Raw genomic sequence first — 19253 nt, forward strand, 5'->3', positions numbered from 1 at the left:
GGCCCAAACTTTTTTCCGAGTTCCCGCATCCGGACCCAATTCCTGTCAAACGACAGGAGGCCAGAGTGCAGATTTGCACCAATTCACCCTTAGCTTACGCTTTGACACAGGCGGAACTCTGTAGGCATTTGTCCGTTGAGCGAAGCTCGATAAAACAGATCGCTCGACGAAAGCAGTTGGTTAATGTTGCCGGTCTGTACCCCTGGCACCAAGTCTGGCGGGCCGTGCACGGCATTGAAGGCACATTATTATTCGCTCACTTGTGTGAGCTGCGTCTTCGGCACAAAAATTCGAGCATCCTGGCAGGAATCGAAGACCTCGAAACTGCGCTGAAAACACCTCTCATCGACTTTGCGGCAATGGCGGGTTTGCTCGGTGTTAAACCGAACACGCTTTCACGCCGAATAGCGGACGGCCGCGAAACACTTCCTTTTCCATCCGTCAACCTTGGGCCGCGTAAGCGGATGTTTCGCCCACTTGAGGTGTTGTTGTGGCGAGAAGAGGGCATGCTGCTCGATCTCCCAAAAGCACGGGACACCGATGCCTCACCCAAAGATCAAAATGCCAAGAAAGAAGGCGGCTCTGGTCTCGAGAAAGCGATTTTTGGAGCTTTCTCTCAGAAAAAGGAGGCGTTCGTGGATTAGCCGGAAAAAAGCGATACAGCCGCCCGTTTTCGGTTCAGGCAAACACCCGACAGTTCCGCTTTTCCTGCGGAATAGACGGAAAAAACAGGAATAGGCGGAACTTTGGTTTCCCGACAAACCGCCAATATGAACGACATGAACATGAAAGATATCTTCCCCGCACCACGACCCTCAACGGTCAGAATTTCCACAATGCAGGATGTCCAGGACTGGATTGCCGAAAATGGTCCTCAATACCTCAATGCCGCATTGATCCGTCTCGTTGGCAACGCACATGGTGAGCCTTTGTCCCGGCTCCCGGCAGATCTGAAGTGGATTGAAGCCAATTTCCCGAAAGCGAGAAAAGGCATTCATCCTCGCCCGGACCTGAACCAGAAACTGGAGCCTTATAAGAAATGGCGTGCTGACCTCATCCGCGCCGTCAACTTCGCAACCGGCGTTACCGAGAAGAAGAAAGAACTGCGTGCCCGGCAGGACGGATGGGCCCTACTGCACGAGGCTGTCAAATTGCACGGAACCGAAAACGGAGGAATTATTGCAAAGAACGTAGCAAGTCCTCTCCCAAAGCTTTCCGACACCGCGCGCATGGCAGGGCTTGAGCCCTGGGAGCTCGGCGAGCCCGAGACCCTGCAACGGATCGAAGCGGCAATTACCGTCCCCGGTGACAGGAGCACCGTCAGCCGAGCTTTGAAATTCCTCGACAGTTACGCCTTCCTGCCGGAAGTAGCAGAGCTACTGCCAAAGACCGGTGTTCCGGTGTTGCCAACCCTGCGACAGAAAGCGGCACTCCCCGAGGCACTCGACACGCTGCTGATCGACCTGGCGCACAAGGCGTCCTGCCAACGTGATGAAGTTGCCGGGTCGGACAGTCAGGCTGTTTCCGACTCAGCTGTAGAGGGGTATTTGGCGGCACTCCGTCATCATGTGCGCACCCTTCCGTCCTGCCCGGCAGAGCCCGCCCTCAACTATGACTCCCCGGTGTCCGATCTCGAGGCCGTCAACGACTTCGAAGGGCTCTTCAGCTTCGATCATATCGCGGCCACGATCCGACGCACCGAAGCAGTCGAGCATCTCAACGACACGCTGACTAAGCGCTCGGCCTACAGCTATTACTCCCGCCTTCTCGTAGCTTTGGGCAGAAATGGCCTCCTCGAAGACAAGACCGTCACCAGGATCAAAACAAGCAAGTTCCTGCAAAGAGGTAAGCAGGCCGCCCAGGGCATGAGCACTAAAAACAAAGCCTGGTGCAAGTCCCTGGCGCGGAATCCAGAGCGGGAACGGCGGTTTCGAAACCTCCATCGCCTCGTAATGCAAAAGGCGAAGGAGGTTCTCGCAAACGCCGATGGACGAGAATTGACCGACGCGGAACTTACGCAGGTAAGGCAGCTCGGCACCTGCGCTGCGGCCTCCGCGATCGAATATGCAGGTCGCCCCATTCGGCTGGCAAACATGCTGGGGCTCAGGATCGCAGGGTCGAGACAGAATTTCTTCACGCCTGGCCAACACCGCACGGCATACGAGTTCATGCTGTTTGGCGACGAAACCAAGTCCGGCAAAGACGAAGAGGAAACCGAGTTGCAACAAAAACTGCACGGACCGCTCGTACTGTCGTGGTACCTGCGCGAGATCCGCCCCCTGTTCCCGCATGCCAAGGACAGCATCTACCTGTTCCCCGCGGTCAAGAGCCCTGCCGCCCTTGATGCCGGCACGTTCGATACATGGTTTCAGCGCGCCGCATCCCTCGTTGAACTACCCATGAACTTCCACAAATGGCGACACGGCTACGCGACACTGCTCATCAAGAACAATCCAAATGCGATGCAAGCCGCCGCAGACTTGCTCGGCAATACCCTTCCCGTCTGCGCGCGAAACTATGCATGGCTCGACAAGAAAAAGAACATCAGCGACGGCCAGAAAATGGTGGTCCATGGTCATGGGGGTGCAGCGTGATGACCCCTCGGCACGTCCTCCTGAACCGTCCGCACATGGTACATCTGCGCGGGTTTCCAGCCGTTATGCGCATGCAAGACACCGAACTGAATTCTCTGGAAACCTTCATGTCGTTTTGTGCAGAGCATTCCGTTTCCAGTCCGGACAGAGTGGATATCGACGCCTACGCGGAACTGTGTGAGCAGAAACCGGAAGCGCTCAGAAGCTTGGCAAACGCATTGCAACAACTGGGGTTTGAGGGGGACCACCTCAAATCAATCGATACTGCAATCACCACGCGGCACGAAAAAGTCGATTTCAAGGGCATCACCAAGGGCCGCAACAGAAGCTACAAGCGAACAGTTTCCATTCCGCCCGAAGATTTGCCGGATCAATGGCAAATCACGCTGCAAAGATTGCGGCTCGAAGGAACTTTTGCCCTTTCGATATTGAACCGCATGACTTCACGCCTGTGCATGTTCGCCTGGTCGGCAGATCAGCGTGGGCTGCCAGTTGATCTATCAGACAAAGCGGCGCTGAAGGTATATTACTCTGATCTACGCAGTCGATCCGCTCAGAAAAACGATGGCGTTCCCCGCTGGGCCTATTTGCGCAGCACCTGGGAAGAACTGCGCCGTTTCGCACGGATGCATGGCATGCCCAACCACGTTTTGGACATGCTTTCGCGCACTTACGACGAACTCGTTCGGCTTGAAGGGAAACAACCGGCATTGAAGTTTGCGAAATTGAAGAAGCTTGGAAGTGCTCGAGACTTAATCGGCGCCGCCGAAGCCATGCTCTACTCGGCAGACCGTTTGGAAACGCCCTCTCGCCGCCATGCATTGCGCAATCGGGCTGCCGCAATCGCAATTGGCGTCGCGGTTCCCGCCCGTCCGGAAGATGTCCTGAGAAACCACATCTTTGGACAGGGAATCTACTACGAGGCTGATCGCGATGGGTACCGGTTTACGTACCGCCCGAACAAAACCCGCAATGCCCATGTCGACGAGTTGGACATTCCCCTGGACACCTTTTGGACGCCTTTCATCGACGCTTTGATCCTGCAGGACCAGGATTCACGTTATCTCGAAACTCTGCGGGATCGGGTACTCACGACCAAACGCCCTCTCTACGTGCAGTTTGACGGCACACCCGCTGTCTACGCCTGGTACTCACGGATGTGGTCTGCGGTCGCAAATACAGGAGGACACATCGCACGCAGCCTTGCTTATGACAGCCTGGCGACCCAAGGCGAGCTTGGCATTCAATACGGTGCAGCCGTGAACCACCACGTCTCCTTTGCGACGGTGGAGAAATATCGCTCAAGAAACGCTCGCCGACAGGCCGTAAAGGCGGCGCAGACGTTATTCGCGGACAGCTACGACCACAATGAGGACATCTCGGATCTCATTTGATGCCACTGACGCACCCCCCGCCATACCGAACCCATTCGAAAAAAGGACGTTCTCTTTGCACACCCTCGCAGATCTCACGGCTATATCCACACCTCAAGTCATCGGCATATTGCATATGTTCGGTCACTCAATGGGTGGCCTCGACCGCATCAAGTGCGCAGAATTCGAGTCACGGTTTCCAAAAGGGTATGAAGATTTGAACCCCGAAATTCGGACCGCTTTCCCCAGCGCCCAAACCTATCATCGCGGTCGTCAAGCCGTGATCCGCGCGTTGAGCTGCGCGGGATATATTGATGACCCATGGGAAGCTCTTCGCCACTTGATCCGGCGTGTCGGCCTCAAGCAGGAGATCGAGTTGCATTGGGGCGGTTTGAAGACGCCTGCAACCGCTGCAGGTCTCGCGCCTGCCCAATTGACCACAGATTGGGTTTGGTCACTCGAAGCTGAGGCTGAGGGGGGGATGAGACGTCAGCGGCTGCGTCGGGCGGTCGTTTGTTTTAACCGTCTTTTCGAAGTGAGGGAGGTAGCAGAAAGTGGGCTGCTGCCCACTTCGCCGATCGGCGCGCCACCCGTCTATGACAGCAGTGGAGCCATAAAAGCCGAGCTTCCACCAGCCCTCTATCTGCTGCACGCGGGGTCGTCGCAGCACGAAAGAACTGCCATCAGCAAATTCTGGCAAGTTATGCACATGACTGGCGTCGATCTTGGAGAAAATCCTGCCGCAAGTGAACTGTTGGAACGCATGGGCGATTTCCGAGGATTGCCCGCCGCGACCGTCGGATTGGCAGAAAGTTCCTGGATACAGTACTGCCGTCGTGTCACCGCGCTCCTCAAGCAACATGTGGCGTGTCATCCCTGAGTGTCGGAATTGCCTCACGCAATTTGGCCACAGTCACTGAAGACACGATACACGAAAGTCGCCTCGGCCGAGATGCGTCTGGCAAAATGGTTTTGTCTTCAAGAATTGCACGGCATCTTCGCCTCTCACCAAGCAGCATGAAGCGTAATCGATAACCTTGCTGCTTCGCGAGCGGCGTCATCTTCGAACTGAACTACCAAGGCCCAATTGATGATCGTTGATGCGTTACCCGAACGGTCTGCTGAATGGTGCTCGGCTCCTCGACACTTCCAAAGGTTGGTTACCGAATGGGCAAGAAGTAACCCGGCCCTGACTTCCTCTCATCTTGCTGCGTCTTTGTGAGCAGCAAGATGAGAGAAAGCTCAGAGCTCAGATCAACAGAAACCACGTGCAGGGTGAAAGGAGAACGCCCCCGCCTGCGCGCTTGTCGTCCGATGGGGGCGGCGTTAACACAGGGTAATTCCCCATGAATAAAAACCAAATCCTGACCCAGGTCGGCGAATTTCTCGAATCTGCTGATCTCGATCTTCAACATGCAGTGTTGCTGCTCGGTGGATCCGCCGCCCTGATGCGACTACAGCGACTGCGCGCGTCGGTCGCATCTGCCAATGCCTACACAATCTGGCATCGCCGCGGTTTGGAGTGGCTGCACGACCTTCTCGCACTCGAACACGTCGGTGATTTAGACCGCAACGAGAGCGGGCATTTCGCCGAGATTTCACCGGAAGATCCGGCGGTGCTCGTCATCTGCGGGCTGACTGACCAGGTGGAAGCTTTGATCGCCAGAATTGATGAAACAACGCTTACGCCTGTATTGGCTGAGACTGAAGCGGCGGCGTGAGGAGATCGTGATGAGCTACACATACATTCGCCGGGAACAAACGCTCGAGGAGCTGGGTGCTTGCGTGATCTCGCAAGCGGCCGCTTTTGCAGACGAGTGCGCACGGCATGGGCCAATTCCGCGCGGGCTGATGCGGCGCAACTTTTCGCATATGCTCGAGCGGCTGGAACGCGGCGATGTTCTCGATGAGCGGTACGATGCGTGTATCGCAATGGTCGGCAAGGATCTCGTCTCCGCTGCAAACGCTCGGTGCGCGGGTTACGGAAACAAGGTGCTCGAGATGGACACTGAAGAAGATGTTCTGATCGACAGCGAACTGGAGCGGCTACGTCTCCGAATTCTGACATGGAGTCAGTTTCAGTTTCTACGAAATCGCCTACGGGCGCGGGTGAAAGCGCAATCTTTGATCGGCAAGTATGATTGACGAACGAAGTGGCAGCGCTTCAAGCCCGAATTACTCTCTGTCGCTGCCCAATCAAAGCCGCCACTTAAAGAGGCAAAAGAAAGCTTGGTAAACCCGGTTGGAGGCCGACATCTACGCAGATGCCGGCTTCCAGAAACAACTTAGTTCCCACTTGCTTTACTCAGTTTCTTTGCCGCCTCGACGTAGCGGTTTCGACTTAAATGACGTCAACGTCCAGCCCTGCTCGCTGTCGAAAAAGAACATCTTTTCCGGTGCGAGGCGCTCCTGCAGCAAATCGTAAGCTGAAGCCATGTCTTCTTCGGATGGTACAGGAAGGGCAATATCACCCTCGCCGTAAGTCAAGGCAGTCTCTACGATTACCGGCATCAAGCCTGGTCGGCCGAGTTTGTCTGTCCAATCGGAACGGAGACACAACGGTCCGGTAACTGAATGGCCTCTGTGGATAAGCGTAAATCGTATCCTTCTTGCGTCTTCACTTAGACACAGGATTCCATTTGCAATGGTCTCAATTATCAGATCGGACAAGGATTTCTGTACGGACATAGTGCTCTCGTTGTGATGTAGTGTTACTGGTTAGCAAAAGATGTGTTGTTTCAAAAAAATGAGAAACTGCCTGTTTGAATCCTGAAATGATGAGCTGCTTGTCGCTTTGAAACCGTGCAAGTGCACGGCTCGCAATGTCCGGTCCGCCAAGCCTCGGATATAAGACTTGCCAGCCAAGACGGGTCGGAGCATCTACAGACTGAGCTGTAACGGTTGCGGTGAGGATATGCTTCCCTCGGCGTACTTAGTCATTGTCCTCCGCTCCACCTTCCCAGCGCTGCAGATCCTCTTCGGACATTGGCTCGAGAAAGTCGGGTGAAGAAAGCCGAGGTAACCCGGATCTATACGCGTGGGCCATATCAGCGGCATCTGCGCCTGCTCGATGTGTTGTTAGGCGCTCCGCTCGCGTTTCGTAGACTTGCTCGATCGCGCCGGGCGCAACAACGCCGTCTTCTTGAGAAAACGAAACCCTGACGATGCGGTCAAAGTCATCGATCTGCCTCGCCGGTTCACCGAGCGTTGCGAGAAGACGGTCAAGCCAGCGTTGGGCGAACTCAGGAGCGTCGCTGACAAGGATGTTGTCGCTTACAATTTCTTTCAGCCAACGTGCGACATCTTCCGCGGGTTCCGCCGTCTTCAAGGCGTTGAAAGGGATATTGTGTACCACAGCGCTTTTCTCTGACCAATCATCGAGCAATCAATCAGGATCTGGCTGTATGAGCTTGCTTTCGACAACGACATCCTGATGTTCGATCCACGCAATGCCAACTTCGATCAGCCAGCTTTCTGGCCTCAACGAGGATGCTTCGAAGTCGATGAATATCAGCTTTTTCGGATAGACCTTTTTCCCATGCGCATCGAGCCCGACGCCGAGACCAAGGGAGCGACGTTTGGCAAAAAATTCTTCTTCTTCCGGCGTCGGCCGGCTGATTGAGTTCAATAGGTTTTCCAGGTCATCCTGAGACATGATCTTTCAGTTGCAGTGTGGGCTCGGACTCGCCCGTTCCGGTTTTGGTCAATCGGCGCTCGACAACACATTCCTCTGACGCTGGACCGCTTCACTTTGGATTTTACAGAGATTGCTGCGCAGTAACGTCGAAGCGTTCCTTGTTCGTGTACCAGATTCAACGAGTTACGACAAATGTCGGAGGATGCGCGACACAAGGGCTGACCAACTTTGGACCTCTTGGGGAAGATATCCCCCGGCACGAGGTCTCAGTATCTCGAGCGATGATCGCACTTAAACTGGAGATTGAAAGATGACAGAGAAAGATCTGGTGGAAAATGGCGACGGAGGCGGGCAGGCTCGATCGGACAACACACCACGGCGTTCGTCTCCGGAAGACGACTATGACGCCGCAGTACTGGCGTTGATAGAGTTTGATCGGTCACTCGTAGAGGGACGGGCAACGAAGCTGCGCATACTGCTTGATATCGTCAAGGACATTTTTGAAGCGAAGGTAGTGTTTGAGCAGCACTACGCGGCAGATCTGACTGCGGTGTCGTCCTTTGCGATATTTCATCCGGAAAAAAGCGTGCGGTCTGAAGTCAAAGCGTTCGTCAGGGACGCACTGAACCGCGTCGGTGTCAAGATTAAGTGGGAGGGCCGCGACGTGAAGGATGTCCCGTTAAGGGACGAGCCCGCCTCTGCGCACGAGAAGATGAATATGCTGACGACAATCAATAGGGTTTTGTGAAGATCGCGATGACGTCATGAGCATCGCTGGATCGCCGAAACCTTAGAGCTTGAGCGATGAAATAGGCCGCTAACCAGTAAGCATCATGTTAGCCTCTGTGTATACGGCAGCCATCGGTTCGGCCTAAATGCGTTTCCGCCAATTGCGCAGTGTAAAAATGCGATGGGCGGAGCCATGCTAAACTGCCACAAAAAGTAGATTGCGAACGGATGACAAACGACTCAACGAATTCAGACACGAACCTTTTGAAAGACAACGTTCAGGTGTTGGAAAAACTGCTTTGGCAACTCCCTCGCAAAGTCGTCATCGACCTTTTGCTCGAACAGCGTAGTCAGTTGACCGATACAGATACCGACGCTCTGGACAAGCGTATTTCGGAACTTGTCGCGACCAAGGAGGATCGGAAACGAGCTTGGCTGGAGGAGCACACGGAAGCTCTTGAGGAGCATGCGAAACACCACCACAAGAAATTTGATTGAAGACCTTCCGGTCGCAAGCTTTCGTCAACGTAACCGAGCGCAAAACCATCACATGCCTTAATTGAAGGTTAATTTGCACAGGCTCGAAACAAAAAAGTGCGGAGAAACTGAAATGACGATTTGGGAAATCACTTTCAACATAGCAACCGCCGGGGTGACGATCGCGCTTCTTCTATATGTACGACATCTTCTGAAATACTGCGGGCGGTACCGCTTGAATGATCCTGAACTCGTGAAACAGTTCAGGGACACTGCGCCGTATCATCGATTGGAAGATTTGTATGCAAGCAAGAAGTGAGCACCCACATTTCAGTTCGCAAAAAACTCTTCGCGTCCATCAGTCACTTCTGGGTTTGTGCCCGATTTGGCTGATGTATGAAATATTGCAAAACAAACAGTGCAGTAAGGCGCGTACACGTGCCTCAGCTTTAATAGCTACGGCAGTTTCGCGAAGCAGCCTACCTTGTGCAACGAATTGATCTGCTCCGGCTTCAATGATTGTCAGAAAAAAATTCGCGTCATGCTCAGATACTGGTTTGTGCAAGGTCTGATGCCCGAGCTTGAAACCTGTGTCGGTGAGGACTTCTGGCAACTGACGCATGACCCAAAGGTTCGTTACGTTACTTGTCAAAATCCGGAGAATGAGCTGGTCCAAAAGGTCGTAGTCAGAGATTGGCGCACTCATGTTGTCGAACTCGCCATCACAAATTGCCAGGACGCCTCCCGGTTTCAGAAGACGATGTGCTTCACGAACTACATTCTGAAAATCATGCACGTGACACAAAACAGAGTGCAGCAGGATCAAGTCGTAGGACTGACTCTCTAAACCGGTTTTTCTGGCATCTCCGACTTCGAAGCTGAGGTGGGGATTGGGCGAAAAAGCCTCTGTCGCCTTCGCCACCAAAAGCGGAGAAGCCTCAATACCATGCGCACGTGTTGCTCCTGCGGTTTCAATCAGATCCAAGGTAACATGACCGGTGCCGGATCCAAGTTCCAGCGCTGTTGCGTGCGGTGGGAGGTTCAGGTTTTTCAAGAAGGCTTTGCGCATCTCTTTGTGCGCCGGGTCTTGACCGCGCGCAGTCAGGATGTCTGCGACTCTTTCTTGAAGAGCAGTGTCAAGGGACGCCACGTCTGCGTAAGGATCAATCATTTTCGCCCCCCTAAGCACCCGAGATTCGTCTGCCGCAAGCAGACCCAGAAATCCCAAAAGCCCTAACCACGACCCATCGTCACCGTTAGCTCAAAAATGCAGGCATTGACGGAGCCTTGCGCGCAGCAGCTCGTTTCAACACAATTGACGTTTGGATGAACCAATTCCCGGTAGAGATGTTCAAAGACAGCTGTGTGCCAATGGCACAGCGGTGTTTGGCTTGTTTCGCCTCGAACGATTGGGTTGTCGGTAATTTTGAACGTCCACGAGCCCTGCAACTGGAACTTACCAGAGCCTGCGAAAGTCCAAGCGTGATCCGCGATGGCCTTTGACAGGAGCCGGGCAGACATAAAGGCTGGCAACGCTTTGAGAATTCGCTGAATGGGTTTCGGAATACGATGTTGCAGAATATACTGGGCGGTCCCCTTCCCGGCCGCAGCGGCCATGGCGCGGCTGTGTTCCGGTTCCTCCCGTCGTAGCATTTGATGCAGGCGCATGGCGTGGATTTCCGGGATCATATCTCGACCGTCGGGTGTTCGCGTCAGCCCCGCTTCCGCAAGCATCTGCGAGAGACGCGAAGCACCACAGATTTTTTCAATCTGCGGCAGAAGCTGAAGGACTGCATTCGGCCCTATCAGCGCCTCGCCTGTTGCCGCACGCTCAGACATCTTCCATCTGCTGATCGCCACCGCCACAGGCGCGCAACTCGAAACCCTTTGGCATTTTGAGAGCCTCGGATCGGTGGGTCGCTCGTTCCTTCATCTGGGCTTTCACGGCTTCGCGCCGTTCGGCTGCTCGGGCGGCTCTGTCCGCGGCGGCCTCCCAGTCTTCAAGCTGAGCTTCGGCCAGTTGACGCGTATCGTCGAAATGGAAATCCACCTTGGACTTGGTTTGCGGCCCCCAGTACCCAGCCTTACCCAAATCATAGAACGTTCGCTGGAAACCAGCCTTCAGAAAGGCAAAGAGACAGCCCAAGAGATAGCGTCGCCGAAAGCCTGTGCCTCGCCATGGATAGTGGAACAGAGCCTTCTTCATGTAGAAGCGACGGTAGTTATTCATCACGCCGTCCAGTAGTTCACCGCGCTCCATGGCGGCGGGTTTCATGATTGGGGTGACGAAGTTGTATTTCGAAAAATCGAAGACCTGCACCTGATCCTTTAGATCCTGGAACAGCGGGGTGAACGGCCACGGTGTATACATCGACCAGTTTGCCAGATCAGGCTGCCAGTCCCACGCCATCCGATAGGTCTCTTCCAGCGTTTCAGGGGTTTCATTGTCGAGGCCCACGATAAACTGAGCCTCGACCAGAATATCCGCCTCGCGCAAGAGACGGATGGCCGTCTTGTTTTCCTCGACCTTTGTTTCCTTGTTGAATTGGTCCAGTTTCATCTGCGCGGCGGCTTCGGTGCCCAATGACACGTGAACAAGGCCAGCCCTGCGATAGAATTTCAGGTTCTCCTTGTCCCGATAAATATCGGTGACGCGCGTGTTGATCCCCCATTTCACCCGGCGCGGCAGATCCCGGTCGATGAGTTCTTGGCAGAAGGCCACGAATTTCTTTTTGTTGATGGTCGGTTCTTCGTCGGCAAGGATGAAAAACCCGACCCCGTGATTTTCAACGAGGTCTTCGATTTCGTCCACCACATCCTTTGGATCGCGCACCCGGTAGTCACGCCAGAACTTCCACTGGCTGCAGAAGGAACAGGTAAAAGGACAACCGCGCGCAAGATTGGGGATCGCAACACGGGTTCCAAGCGGGATGTAGATGTATTTCTCCCAATCCAAAACGGTCCAATCCGGTTTGATGGCAGATAGGTCTTTGACCGTCGATGCCGCCGGGGTCGCCACGATCTCATCGCCGTCACAAAACGCCAGTCCTTTGATCTTGCGCCGGTCGTGCGGCCAGCGGCCATCGCGGATGGCCTGCATCAATTCGGTGCAAATCTCTTCACCTTCTCCACGCACGATGACGTCAACCCAGGGCGCTTCGGACAAGACTTGCTTGTACATAAAGGTGGCATGCACTCCGCCCAACACACGGATCGCGTTCGGCGCGACGTCTCGGGCTATCCGCAACACGTCTTCGGCACGGTAAATCGATGGCGTAATCGCAGTGACACCCACCACATCCGGCCTGAGATCGGCGATTCGAATTGATAAGTCCTCGTCCGACACATCGCCGGTCATCGCATCAATAAAGTGAATGTCTTCGAACCCGGATTGACGCAGATGCCCAGTAAGATACGCCACCCATGCCGGAGGCCAAGTGCCAGCGATCTCAGCCCCGCCAGACCGGTAATTTGGGTGAACAAACACAATTCTCATGGCAGCCTCCCAGTGTAACTTATTGTAGACGCCTATAGTGTCATTTTCAATTGACATAAATCAAAATGGGGATGTGGTCGCAGTTGAAGGGTAGGGTCTGCCCACAAAACGAGCCTCAAAAGTGTCTAATTGACCTGACAGTTTTTACTGTCATATAATAATGACACTCCGGTTTCCATTATTGCGCTCCATATCGGCTGTGCGCACCCGACCGGAGAACTTGCCGTGCAGGACCCGTTCCACACGTTTTTGGCACGTTATTTCCGACAGCCGATTAACGGGAGGCAATCATGTCTGACGACCCAGAAAAAGTATGGCCAACCGGTCTCAACCTACGTGAGGCTGAAGAGGTCCACAGCTACCTGATCGACGGGACTCGCGTGTTCGGCGTCATCGCCCTGCTTGCGCACATCCTTGTTGCGGTCGCAACACCTTGGCTCGGATGAAAGGAGCGATCAGATGAACAATTCAAAAATCTGGCTCGTCGTCAAACCCACCGTTGGTATTCCGCTGTTCTTGTCGGCAGTCGCGGTTGGATCGTTTGCAGTTCATGTTGCGGTTCTCAGCAACACGACGTGGGTGTCTGATTTCCTGTCTGGCAATCCTTTGGGCAGTGGTGCTGAAACCGCGATGCTGCCGCAGGAAGATGGCGAAGCGACCGCGAAAGCATCGTTTGTTGCGGCCAGCACTGCGTCCAGCGGCGATCGGATCCTGGTAGAGATGCCGGATGGTACTCTGGCAGTGGCTACGGTCGAGGCACCAGCTGTTCTGGCATCGGCTTCCGAGACGGTTCCGCCTCCGGAGCACTAAGACCAGCAAAAACAACGGAACGGGTCCGGTGCTAAGCGGCACCGGACAGACCAGTCGCTTGAGGATATCGGCTGGCATGAGACGATTTGGGACAAGTACTGAGCAATGCTCGACTTTCGATCATTTGCACTGAATAAGCTGTCGCGGCTTAGCACGCGGTATCTGCCTTTCGCGGATGTGGCGAGCGATGATGTTCCGATGACAAGGCTTCTTCGACTGTCTTTATTTCAAGTCACTGTTGGCATGGCCTTGGTCCTGCTCGTCGGCACATTGAATCGGGTGATGATTGTCGAGTTGGGTGTTTCCGCCGCATTGGTTTCGGTGATGATTGCCCTGCCCATTTTATTCGCACCTTTGCGCGCGTTGATTGGGTTCAAATCAGATACGCACAGCTCGGCCCTTGGCTTAAGGCGCTTCCCATACATTTACCGCGGTACGCTGCTGCAATTCGGCGGCTTTGCCATCATGCCCTTCGCGCTGCTGGTGTTATCGGGTTATGGCGAGGCGATCGACGCCCCCCGCTGGATCGGCTTGTCTTCGGCGGCGTTGTCTTTCCTGCTGGTCGGCGCGGGAGTTCACATGGTTCAGACCGTTGGCCTTGCGCTTGCGACCGACCTTGTTCCGCAAGAGGACCAGCCCAAGGTCGTTGGGCTGATGTATGTCATGCTGCTTATAGGGATGATTGGATCTGCATTCATCTTTGGTGCGCTGCTTGAAAACTACAGCCCGGGACGCCTGATCCAGGTCATTCAAGGTGCCGCAGTCATTACAGTTCTTCTGAACGGTTTCTCAGTTTGGAAACAAGAGCCGAGAGGTCGGCATGTCAAAGCCGTCCCAGCACCGCCATTTTCAGTCGCCTGGGAAAGGTTTGCAAATCGGGCCGGAGCAAAACGTTTGCTAACGGTGATCGCTTTGGGAACCTTCGCCTTCGGAATTGCGGATGTGATCATCGAACCCTATGGCGGTCAGGTTCTGAGAATGTCGGTTGCCGCGACCACTAAGCTCACCGCGACGCTGGCACTTGGCACGTTGTTTGGTCTGGCTGTTGCCTCGCGCATCCTGGGCCGGGGCGGCTCACCCACCCGTATGTGCCTGATGGGGGCTCTTGTCGGCATTCCGGGTTACATCGCGATCATTCTGGCCTCGCCGCTGGATTGGTTGTCCCTGTTCGTGGCCGGAACCTTTGCAACCGGTGTCGGTGCTGGTCTGTTTGGTCATGGAACGCTAACCGCAACCATGCGATCAGCGCCTAAAAACCAAACCGGGCTCGCGCTTGGCGCATGGGGGGCTGTTCAGGCGACAGCCGCTGGTGCTGGTGTTGCACTGGGCGGCGTCATCCGAGATTTGATGCTGCAATTGCAGGGTGATCACCAGTTTGCGCCCGAAGTCGCCTATCTACCGGTCTTTTCGATGCAGATTCTCTTTCTTGCCTTCGCTCTCGTTGCGGTTTTGCCGCTCTTGCGCCTGCACCCTACCCGGCCTGACCATTCGGCCTACCTTAACTGAAAGCAAATGGAGTTGACGAAAGCCAGACCGACCTAACCCGCCGAACCGGTGCCCGACATTGAACTGAAGAACAGGAGCGATCATGACGACTGTAATTTCAAGAATATACGCAGACGAAACCACAGCCGAAGGCGTGAGGACAGCGCTGCGCGAAGCCGGGCATCCCGATGCAAATATCGACGTTTTCAAAGGAGCTGCAAGGGGTCTGGCGGGTAAAATTCACGCCGCGCGGGTCGCCAAAGATACTGCAGCCGTCTATGCCAAAATGCTGAAAGAAGACGGGGCAACACTGATTGTGATGCGCGCGCCTTTCACCCCGTTCGGGGCCGCACGGAACGCCATGAAGATCATGGACAGCGTCCAAAGCGTGCCGGCAAAGGTCGAAACCGAAACGCAGTATGTCCGTGACGAACCTGACATGGACCTGTTCATCGGTCAGAAAATTCTGCGCGATCATCCCAGATTCCTGACCCCGGACATGAACCCCTATGCAAACGCAAATCGCGGGCTGGTATCGCGGGCGATGCACTGGAAACTGCTGACGAAGCACCGCACCAAACGCTCGGCGATGTCTGGGACACGTTTCATGTCGCAGCGGATTCTGCCGTTCAAGCTGCTGTCGAACAAGCCCAGAAAAATCTCGGTGATTTCGGGCGGCAAACGGATGCTTTACAACCCGTCAGTAGACTAACCAGCAGATATGGCTAAGATAAAAGGTCGGCCGTGAGGGTCGGTCCAAGAATTTTCTGCGCATGGTTTCGCATGTAAATCTGCAGCCACGGTGTAAAAGCGTCTGGCGTGCGCTCGATCTCAGCATTTAGATCAGACACATGAACCCAGCGCGTATCCGAGACCTCGTGAGGGTTTGCATTCACCACCAGGTCAATGGGCGCTTCGGCACAAAAGACGTCGACCAGTTCATGCTCGATCAACCCCTGCCCTACGTCGGCGCGATATTCCAGCACAGTGGTGAAGCGTGGCGACAAACCGGTGATCCCCAACTCTTCGCGCAAGCGTCGAGTTGCACAATCAAGCGAGACCTCATTCCACTGCGGATGGGTGCAACACGTATTCGCCCAGAGGCCCGGCGTGTGGTATTTACCCGCAGCCCGTTTCTGCAACAACAAGGTCGGCCCCCGCAGAACAAAGACTGATACCGCCTTGTGACGCAGACCCAACTGATGCGCTTTCAGCTTTTCTACAGGTTGCAGACTGCCGTCGAGCCAAGCGGGAATCATCGTGTTCATACGAATTCCGCCCGAACCAGCCCCGTCAGATGCGCAAGGTTCTTCAGACCGATGCGCACATGCGCCATCGGGCGCGCCTTGACCAGTTTCTTGTTCATATAGGCCTCGAACGTCAGGCGCTGCACATCGATGTCATGGCATAGCGACACGAACCGCTCGCGTCGGTCGTCTGAGCGGTAATAGGCGTTTTGCATCGAAGCCAGCACGCGGAAAACCGTCTTATGCTCTTTCAGGAACAGTCGCCGCGCCAGTTTGAGGTCGGAAACCTTGCATGAGGCAAGGCAGGCTTGCGCAGCGGTTGCCGCAACCGTGCCACCTACCATCGCGTAGTAGATCCCCTCGCCCGAGCTTGGAGCCACCACGCCTGCAGCATCCCCAGCCAGAACGACGTCGCGACCGTTGTCCCAGCGATCCAATGGTTTTAGCGGAATCGGTGCGCCTTCGTGACGGATTGTACGGCACTCCTCCAAACCGGATGCGCTCCGCAGCTCCTTCGTCGCTTTCTTGAGGTCGAACCCGTTGATACCGGTCCCCATACCTACGCTGGCGGTCTGGCCGTGAGGGAACACCCAGCCATAGAAATCTGGAGAAATCGATCCATCATAGACCACGTCACATCGGGTCGGATCATAGGCCTGCACCGCGTCCGGTGCTTCGATAATCTCATGATAAGCAATGACATAGGGGATCTTGTCACCACCGGGAACCTCGGCCCGCGCAACGTTTGACCGCGCTCCATCCGCACCGATGATCAGCCGCGTGGGCAGTTTCACCTCTTCCTTGCTCTGTTTTTCCCGATAGACAACCGAAGGGCCGCGTTCGTCTCGTTCGATCCGCAGGAACGTCCCCGTATGGCGCCGCGCACCGGCGGATTGTGCCCGCTGGCGCAGGAATTCATCAAAATACTCTCTGTCGACCATCCCGACAAATCCGTTTTCGATGGCAATATCCACCTGCCGCCCGGTCGGAGAGATCATGCGCGCCGTGTTGATCTTGGCCACCAATTGTTCGTCAGGGATGTTGTAGTCCTCGATCAAACGCGGCGGGATCGCCCCGCCACAAGGCTTGATCCGCCCGTCCCGGTCAAGCATGCAAACCTTATGCCCGGCTTTTGCCAGATCTTCGGCGGCTGTGGCTCCGGCTGGGCCGCCACCGACGACTACGACATCATACATGGCTATTCTCCCGCAACGACGTGCGTATCACGCCGTGTTTCGTGAATGACTTGAACGGCAAGGATTGCAGCGGCGACAAACAGGGCAGCTTCGGCGAGGAAGACCGCTCCGAACGCGTTTGCATCCGACATCGCTGACCGGAATACATCCGCCGCCGCTGCGCCCAGCAAACCTCCGACACCAGCGGCAATTGCTTGTGCTGCACCCCAAAGCCCCATGCGCGTGCCTTCTTGTCCACTGGCATGCTCACCGGCCAGTTCCATCATGGCGCCGATCGCAGCCACAGCGAACATGCCATTGAAGAAGCCAAGCGCCACAACGGCCCATATCAGTGGGGCACCCGGCCCCATCTGGCCCATCGCGAAGATCACCCCCAGACTGACCGCAGAACCCAGGCAGCCTGCAACCACCCAACCGCGCAGCGATCCGATCCTCAGCCCGGTTACGGCGATCCCAACTGAGAGCATCCCAAGGAATACCCCGCCGTTTTGTGCCCCAGACAGGGATGTGGATTCGCCCGGCGTAAAGCCGAATACCAGTCCCGCATAGGGTTCTAAGATCAATTCCTGCATGAAGAAGGCTGTCATCGACAGGAAGACAAACACAGTGAACCTGCGTGCCGCATCATCCGCCCAGACGTCGCGCAGAGCGTCGCGGAATCGCAGCTTAGCTTTCGATGGCCGTGTAACAGTCTCTACGCCCGCCTCGATGCGCCATGTGGCCACAGACGTCAGAACTACGGCGCCCAACCCGACACACGCGACGATGACAAGCAGTCTGAACGGGCTATACGGATCGAGCATCGCACCAACAGATGCGGCGGTAATCGCGATCCCGGCAATCATCATAAGCCATGTGATCGTTGCAGCAGCCGCGCGGCGGCGAGGCGCCGTGGCAGTGGCGAGTAAAGCCAGCAATGACGTGCCTGACGCGCCGACCCCCACGCCGATCGCTGTGTACGAGAGGACCGACAGGAACAGCGCTAACCAGAAGCTCTCGCCAAAGAGCGGAATGCAGAACGCCGCACCCAAAGCCCCAAACGCAAGGATCGCCATGCCCCCGATAACCCATGGGGTCCTCCGCCCCGTCGCGTCCGACAGAAAGCCCCAATGTGGGCGAGAAATCTGAATACCGTAATGCAGACCCACCAAAAGGCCCGGCAGGATCGCAGGCAGCGCCAATTCGACCACCATCAGCCGGTTCAGGGTCGATGTTGTGAGAACTACGATGCTCCCCAAACACATCTGAACCAGACCCAGCCGGACAATTCCGATCCAAGAGAGATATCCGGAGTTGCTCATACCAAAGCCTCCAATCCACGCAGGCCAAAGGCCGCGATCATCATGCCACCGACGTAAAGGGATACGCCGGTGCCGTTGTACCAAGGTGCCTTTGCTTTGGGGTCTTTCAGCAAGACGCGCATTGCCATCAGCTGACCGATCACTGCAGCCAGGATAGCCACAGCAAAGATCGGTTGGCCCCAAAGCGTCAACAGAGCAATGACGGCCATTTGCGGCACAATCATCATCCAACATGCCAAACGAGCAGCGCGCTCAGGTCCGAGTGTCACCGGAAGGGAGTTGATCCCCAATTGCCGATCACCCTCTAACGCCTTGAAATCATTCAACGTCATGATCCCATGCGCGCCAAGCGCATAGAGCGCAGCGATGATCACGACTTGCGAGGAAGGTGCCCCAGCCGACAGAACCGCCGCGCCGGTGAACCAGGGCAGGCCTTCGTAACACAGGGCCACAAGGCCCGGACCCCACCAGCCTGAACGTTTCAGCCGTACGGGTTCAGCCGAATAGGCCCAGGCTGCAAGCACTCCAAACACGGTTGCGCCAAAGCCCCAGGGCCCCAACTGCCAACCGACCGCCAAGGCCAGAACGCTCATCGCGATGGCGATCCAAGCCCCCCACATACCGGGGATACGACCCGACGGAATAGGGCGGTGGGGCTCGTTGATCTTGTCGACATGACGGTCGCACCAGTCATTCGCGGCCTGACTCATTCCGCAGACAATCGGGCCGGCAAGGACGAGGCCCAACAGGATCAATCCGATCTGTCCAGACAATGCGCCGCCCGAGGACACCACCCCGCACAAAAACGCCCACATCGGTGGAAACCAGGTGATGGGCTTGATCAACTCCAACGCCGCCAGTGGCTGCGGCCAGGAGGATGAGTGTAAATCAGGATTTGCGCTCATGTG

At 55.7% G+C, this 19253-nt stretch carries 22 protein-coding genes; 12 read left to right on the plus strand and 10 right to left on the minus strand.

The window, feature by feature from the left end:
* Positions 1 to 65: 65 nt before the first annotated feature.
* From ACR0EV_RS10090 to ACR0EV_RS10115, 6 genes are all read left to right on the plus strand, one after another.
* Complete coding sequence (locus ACR0EV_RS10090) at positions 66 to 644, plus strand: hypothetical protein (protein WP_480799963.1); 579 nt, start codon at positions 66 to 68, stop codon at positions 642 to 644.
* A gap of 141 nt (positions 645 to 785) precedes the next feature.
* Complete coding sequence (locus tag ACR0EV_RS10095) at positions 786 to 2594, plus strand: hypothetical protein (RefSeq protein WP_480799964.1); 1809 nt, start codon at positions 786 to 788, stop codon at positions 2592 to 2594.
* Positions 2594 to 3988 (plus strand): hypothetical protein, encoded by a 1395-nt coding sequence (locus tag ACR0EV_RS10100; RefSeq protein ID WP_480799965.1) that lies wholly within the window; start codon positions 2594 to 2596, stop codon positions 3986 to 3988. Before ACR0EV_RS10095 ends, ACR0EV_RS10100 begins: the two co-directional genes overlap by 1 nt.
* Before the next feature lie 259 nt (positions 3989 to 4247).
* Positions 4248 to 4847 (plus strand): hypothetical protein, encoded by a 600-nt coding sequence (locus ACR0EV_RS10105; RefSeq protein ID WP_480799966.1) that lies wholly within the window; start codon positions 4248 to 4250, stop codon positions 4845 to 4847.
* 466 nt (positions 4848 to 5313) lie between these two features.
* Complete coding sequence (locus ACR0EV_RS10110; RefSeq protein ID WP_480799967.1) at positions 5314 to 5688, plus strand: hypothetical protein; 375 nt, start codon at positions 5314 to 5316, stop codon at positions 5686 to 5688.
* A 10-nt stretch (positions 5689 to 5698) separates the two neighbouring features.
* Positions 5699 to 6112, plus strand: coding sequence for a hypothetical protein (locus ACR0EV_RS10115; protein WP_480799968.1), 414 nt, complete (start codon positions 5699 to 5701; stop codon positions 6110 to 6112).
* 156 nt (positions 6113 to 6268) lie between these two features.
* On the opposite strand, the gene ACR0EV_RS10120 is transcribed toward ACR0EV_RS10115, so the two are convergent.
* The 3 genes from ACR0EV_RS10120 to ACR0EV_RS10130 all read right to left on the minus strand — a co-directional run bounded on the left by ACR0EV_RS10120 (position 6269) and on the right by ACR0EV_RS10130 (position 7595).
* On the minus strand, positions 6269 to 6454 hold the full coding sequence (locus ACR0EV_RS10120) for a hypothetical protein (protein WP_480799969.1): 186 nt from the start codon (positions 6452 to 6454) through the stop codon (positions 6269 to 6271).
* A gap of 445 nt (positions 6455 to 6899) precedes the next feature.
* Positions 6900 to 7352, minus strand: coding sequence for a hypothetical protein (locus ACR0EV_RS10125; RefSeq protein WP_480799970.1), 453 nt, complete (start codon positions 7350 to 7352; stop codon positions 6900 to 6902).
* Entirely contained in the window at positions 7353 to 7595 is a 243-nt protein-coding gene (locus ACR0EV_RS10130) for a hypothetical protein (RefSeq protein WP_480799971.1), read from the minus strand.
* Positions 7596 to 7914: 319 nt separating this feature from the next.
* Between ACR0EV_RS10130 and ACR0EV_RS10135 the strand changes: the two genes are divergently transcribed.
* Together ACR0EV_RS10135 and ACR0EV_RS10140 are read left to right on the plus strand one after the other, a co-directional pair.
* Positions 7915 to 8352 carry a hypothetical protein gene (locus ACR0EV_RS10135; RefSeq protein ID WP_480799972.1) on the plus strand — a complete coding sequence of 146 codons (438 nt, stop codon included), beginning with the start codon at positions 7915 to 7917 and terminating at the stop codon, positions 8350 to 8352.
* 209 nt (positions 8353 to 8561) lie between these two features.
* The gene (locus tag ACR0EV_RS10140; RefSeq protein ID WP_480799973.1) at positions 8562 to 8831 is read left to right on the plus strand and encodes a hypothetical protein; all 270 of its coding nucleotides are present in this window, start codon (positions 8562 to 8564) and stop codon (positions 8829 to 8831) included.
* 337 nt (positions 8832 to 9168) lie between these two features.
* Here the strand turns inward: ACR0EV_RS10140 and ACR0EV_RS10145 are convergent, their stop codons facing one another.
* The 3 genes from ACR0EV_RS10145 to bchE are packed head-to-tail and all read right to left on the minus strand — an operon-like array spanning position 9169 to position 12306.
* Entirely contained in the window at positions 9169 to 10038 is an 870-nt protein-coding gene (locus ACR0EV_RS10145; protein ID WP_480799974.1) for a class I SAM-dependent methyltransferase, read from the minus strand.
* Between the two features lie 5 nt (positions 10039 to 10043).
* On the minus strand, positions 10044 to 10676 hold the full coding sequence (bchJ, locus tag ACR0EV_RS10150; protein WP_371808688.1) for a bacteriochlorophyll 4-vinyl reductase: 633 nt from the start codon (positions 10674 to 10676) through the stop codon (positions 10044 to 10046).
* On the minus strand, positions 10642 to 12306 hold the full coding sequence (gene bchE, locus ACR0EV_RS10155) for a magnesium-protoporphyrin IX monomethyl ester anaerobic oxidative cyclase (protein ID WP_480799975.1): 1665 nt from the start codon (positions 12304 to 12306) through the stop codon (positions 10642 to 10644). The genes bchJ and bchE overlap by 35 nt, the downstream gene beginning before the upstream one ends.
* Positions 12307 to 12596: 290 nt before the next feature.
* On the opposite strand from bchE, the gene pufB reads away from it, so the two are divergent.
* The 4 genes from pufB to ACR0EV_RS10175 all read left to right on the plus strand — a co-directional run bounded on the left by pufB (position 12597) and on the right by ACR0EV_RS10175 (position 15313).
* A complete protein-coding gene (gene pufB / locus ACR0EV_RS10160) occupies positions 12597 to 12752 on the plus strand; it encodes a light-harvesting antenna LH1, beta subunit (RefSeq protein ID WP_152458403.1) in 156 nt (51 codons plus the stop codon).
* A 13-nt stretch (positions 12753 to 12765) separates the two neighbouring features.
* Positions 12766 to 13116, plus strand: a complete 351-nt coding sequence (locus tag ACR0EV_RS10165; protein ID WP_171668508.1) for a light-harvesting protein — start codon at positions 12766 to 12768, stop codon at positions 13114 to 13116.
* A 105-nt stretch (positions 13117 to 13221) separates the two neighbouring features.
* Complete coding sequence (locus ACR0EV_RS10170) at positions 13222 to 14622, plus strand: PucC family protein (protein WP_480799976.1); 1401 nt, start codon at positions 13222 to 13224, stop codon at positions 14620 to 14622.
* A gap of 82 nt (positions 14623 to 14704) precedes the next feature.
* Positions 14705 to 15313: a hypothetical protein gene (locus ACR0EV_RS10175; protein WP_171668510.1), complete on the plus strand. Its 609-nt coding sequence runs from the start codon at positions 14705 to 14707 to the stop codon at positions 15311 to 15313.
* 13 nt (positions 15314 to 15326) lie between these two features.
* Here ACR0EV_RS10175 and idi read toward each other — a convergent pair whose 3' ends face one another.
* The 4 genes from idi to chlG are packed head-to-tail and all read right to left on the minus strand — an operon-like array spanning position 15327 to position 19250.
* Positions 15327 to 15869 carry an isopentenyl-diphosphate delta-isomerase gene (gene idi / locus ACR0EV_RS10180; protein ID WP_480799977.1) on the minus strand — a complete coding sequence of 181 codons (543 nt, stop codon included), beginning with the start codon at positions 15867 to 15869 and terminating at the stop codon, positions 15327 to 15329.
* A complete protein-coding gene (locus tag ACR0EV_RS10185; protein ID WP_480799978.1) occupies positions 15866 to 17044 on the minus strand; it encodes a geranylgeranyl diphosphate reductase in 1179 nt (392 codons plus the stop codon). Before ACR0EV_RS10185 ends, idi begins: the two co-directional genes overlap by 4 nt.
* Before the next feature lie 2 nt (positions 17045 to 17046).
* The gene (locus ACR0EV_RS10190; RefSeq protein WP_171668513.1) at positions 17047 to 18345 is read right to left on the minus strand and encodes a BCD family MFS transporter; all 1299 of its coding nucleotides are present in this window, start codon (positions 18343 to 18345) and stop codon (positions 17047 to 17049) included.
* Positions 18342 to 19250 (minus strand): chlorophyll synthase ChlG, encoded by a 909-nt coding sequence (gene chlG / locus ACR0EV_RS10195; protein WP_475215365.1) that lies wholly within the window; start codon positions 19248 to 19250, stop codon positions 18342 to 18344. Before chlG ends, ACR0EV_RS10190 begins: the two co-directional genes overlap by 4 nt.
* Positions 19251 to 19253 lie beyond the last annotated feature (3 nt).

The sequence above is a fragment of the Ruegeria sp. CF8 genome (genome assembly GCF_056537285.1).

Coding starts and splice junctions, on each gene's coding strand:
- ACR0EV_RS10095 (WP_480799964.1), top strand. CDS start 786: ATGAAAGATATCTTCCCCGCACCACGACCCTCAACGGTCAGAATTTCC.
- ACR0EV_RS10100 (WP_480799965.1), top strand. CDS start 2,594: ATGACCCCTCGGCACGTCCTCCTGAACCGTCCGCACATGGTACATCTG.
- ACR0EV_RS10110 (WP_480799967.1), top strand. CDS start 5,314: ATGAATAAAAACCAAATCCTGACCCAGGTCGGCGAATTTCTCGAATCT.
- ACR0EV_RS10115 (WP_480799968.1), top strand. CDS start 5,699: ATGAGCTACACATACATTCGCCGGGAACAAACGCTCGAGGAGCTGGGT.
- ACR0EV_RS10135 (WP_480799972.1), top strand. CDS start 7,915: ATGACAGAGAAAGATCTGGTGGAAAATGGCGACGGAGGCGGGCAGGCT.
- ACR0EV_RS10140 (WP_480799973.1), top strand. CDS start 8,562: ATGACAAACGACTCAACGAATTCAGACACGAACCTTTTGAAAGACAAC.
- bchE (WP_480799975.1), bottom strand. CDS start 12,306: ATGAGAATTGTGTTTGTTCACCCAAATTACCGGTCTGGCGGGGCTGAG.
- pufB (WP_152458403.1), top strand. CDS start 12,597: ATGTCTGACGACCCAGAAAAAGTATGGCCAACCGGTCTCAACCTACGT.
- ACR0EV_RS10165 (WP_171668508.1), top strand. CDS start 12,766: ATGAACAATTCAAAAATCTGGCTCGTCGTCAAACCCACCGTTGGTATT.
- ACR0EV_RS10170 (WP_480799976.1), top strand. CDS start 13,222: ATGCTCGACTTTCGATCATTTGCACTGAATAAGCTGTCGCGGCTTAGC.
- ACR0EV_RS10175 (WP_171668510.1), top strand. CDS start 14,705: ATGACGACTGTAATTTCAAGAATATACGCAGACGAAACCACAGCCGAA.
- idi (WP_480799977.1), bottom strand. CDS start 15,869: ATGAACACGATGATTCCCGCTTGGCTCGACGGCAGTCTGCAACCTGTA.
- ACR0EV_RS10185 (WP_480799978.1), bottom strand. CDS start 17,044: ATGTATGATGTCGTAGTCGTCGGTGGCGGCCCAGCCGGAGCCACAGCC.
- ACR0EV_RS10190 (WP_171668513.1), bottom strand. CDS start 18,345: ATGAGCAACTCCGGATATCTCTCTTGGATCGGAATTGTCCGGCTGGGT.
- chlG (WP_475215365.1), bottom strand. CDS start 19,250: ATGAGCGCAAATCCTGATTTACACTCATCCTCCTGGCCGCAGCCACTG.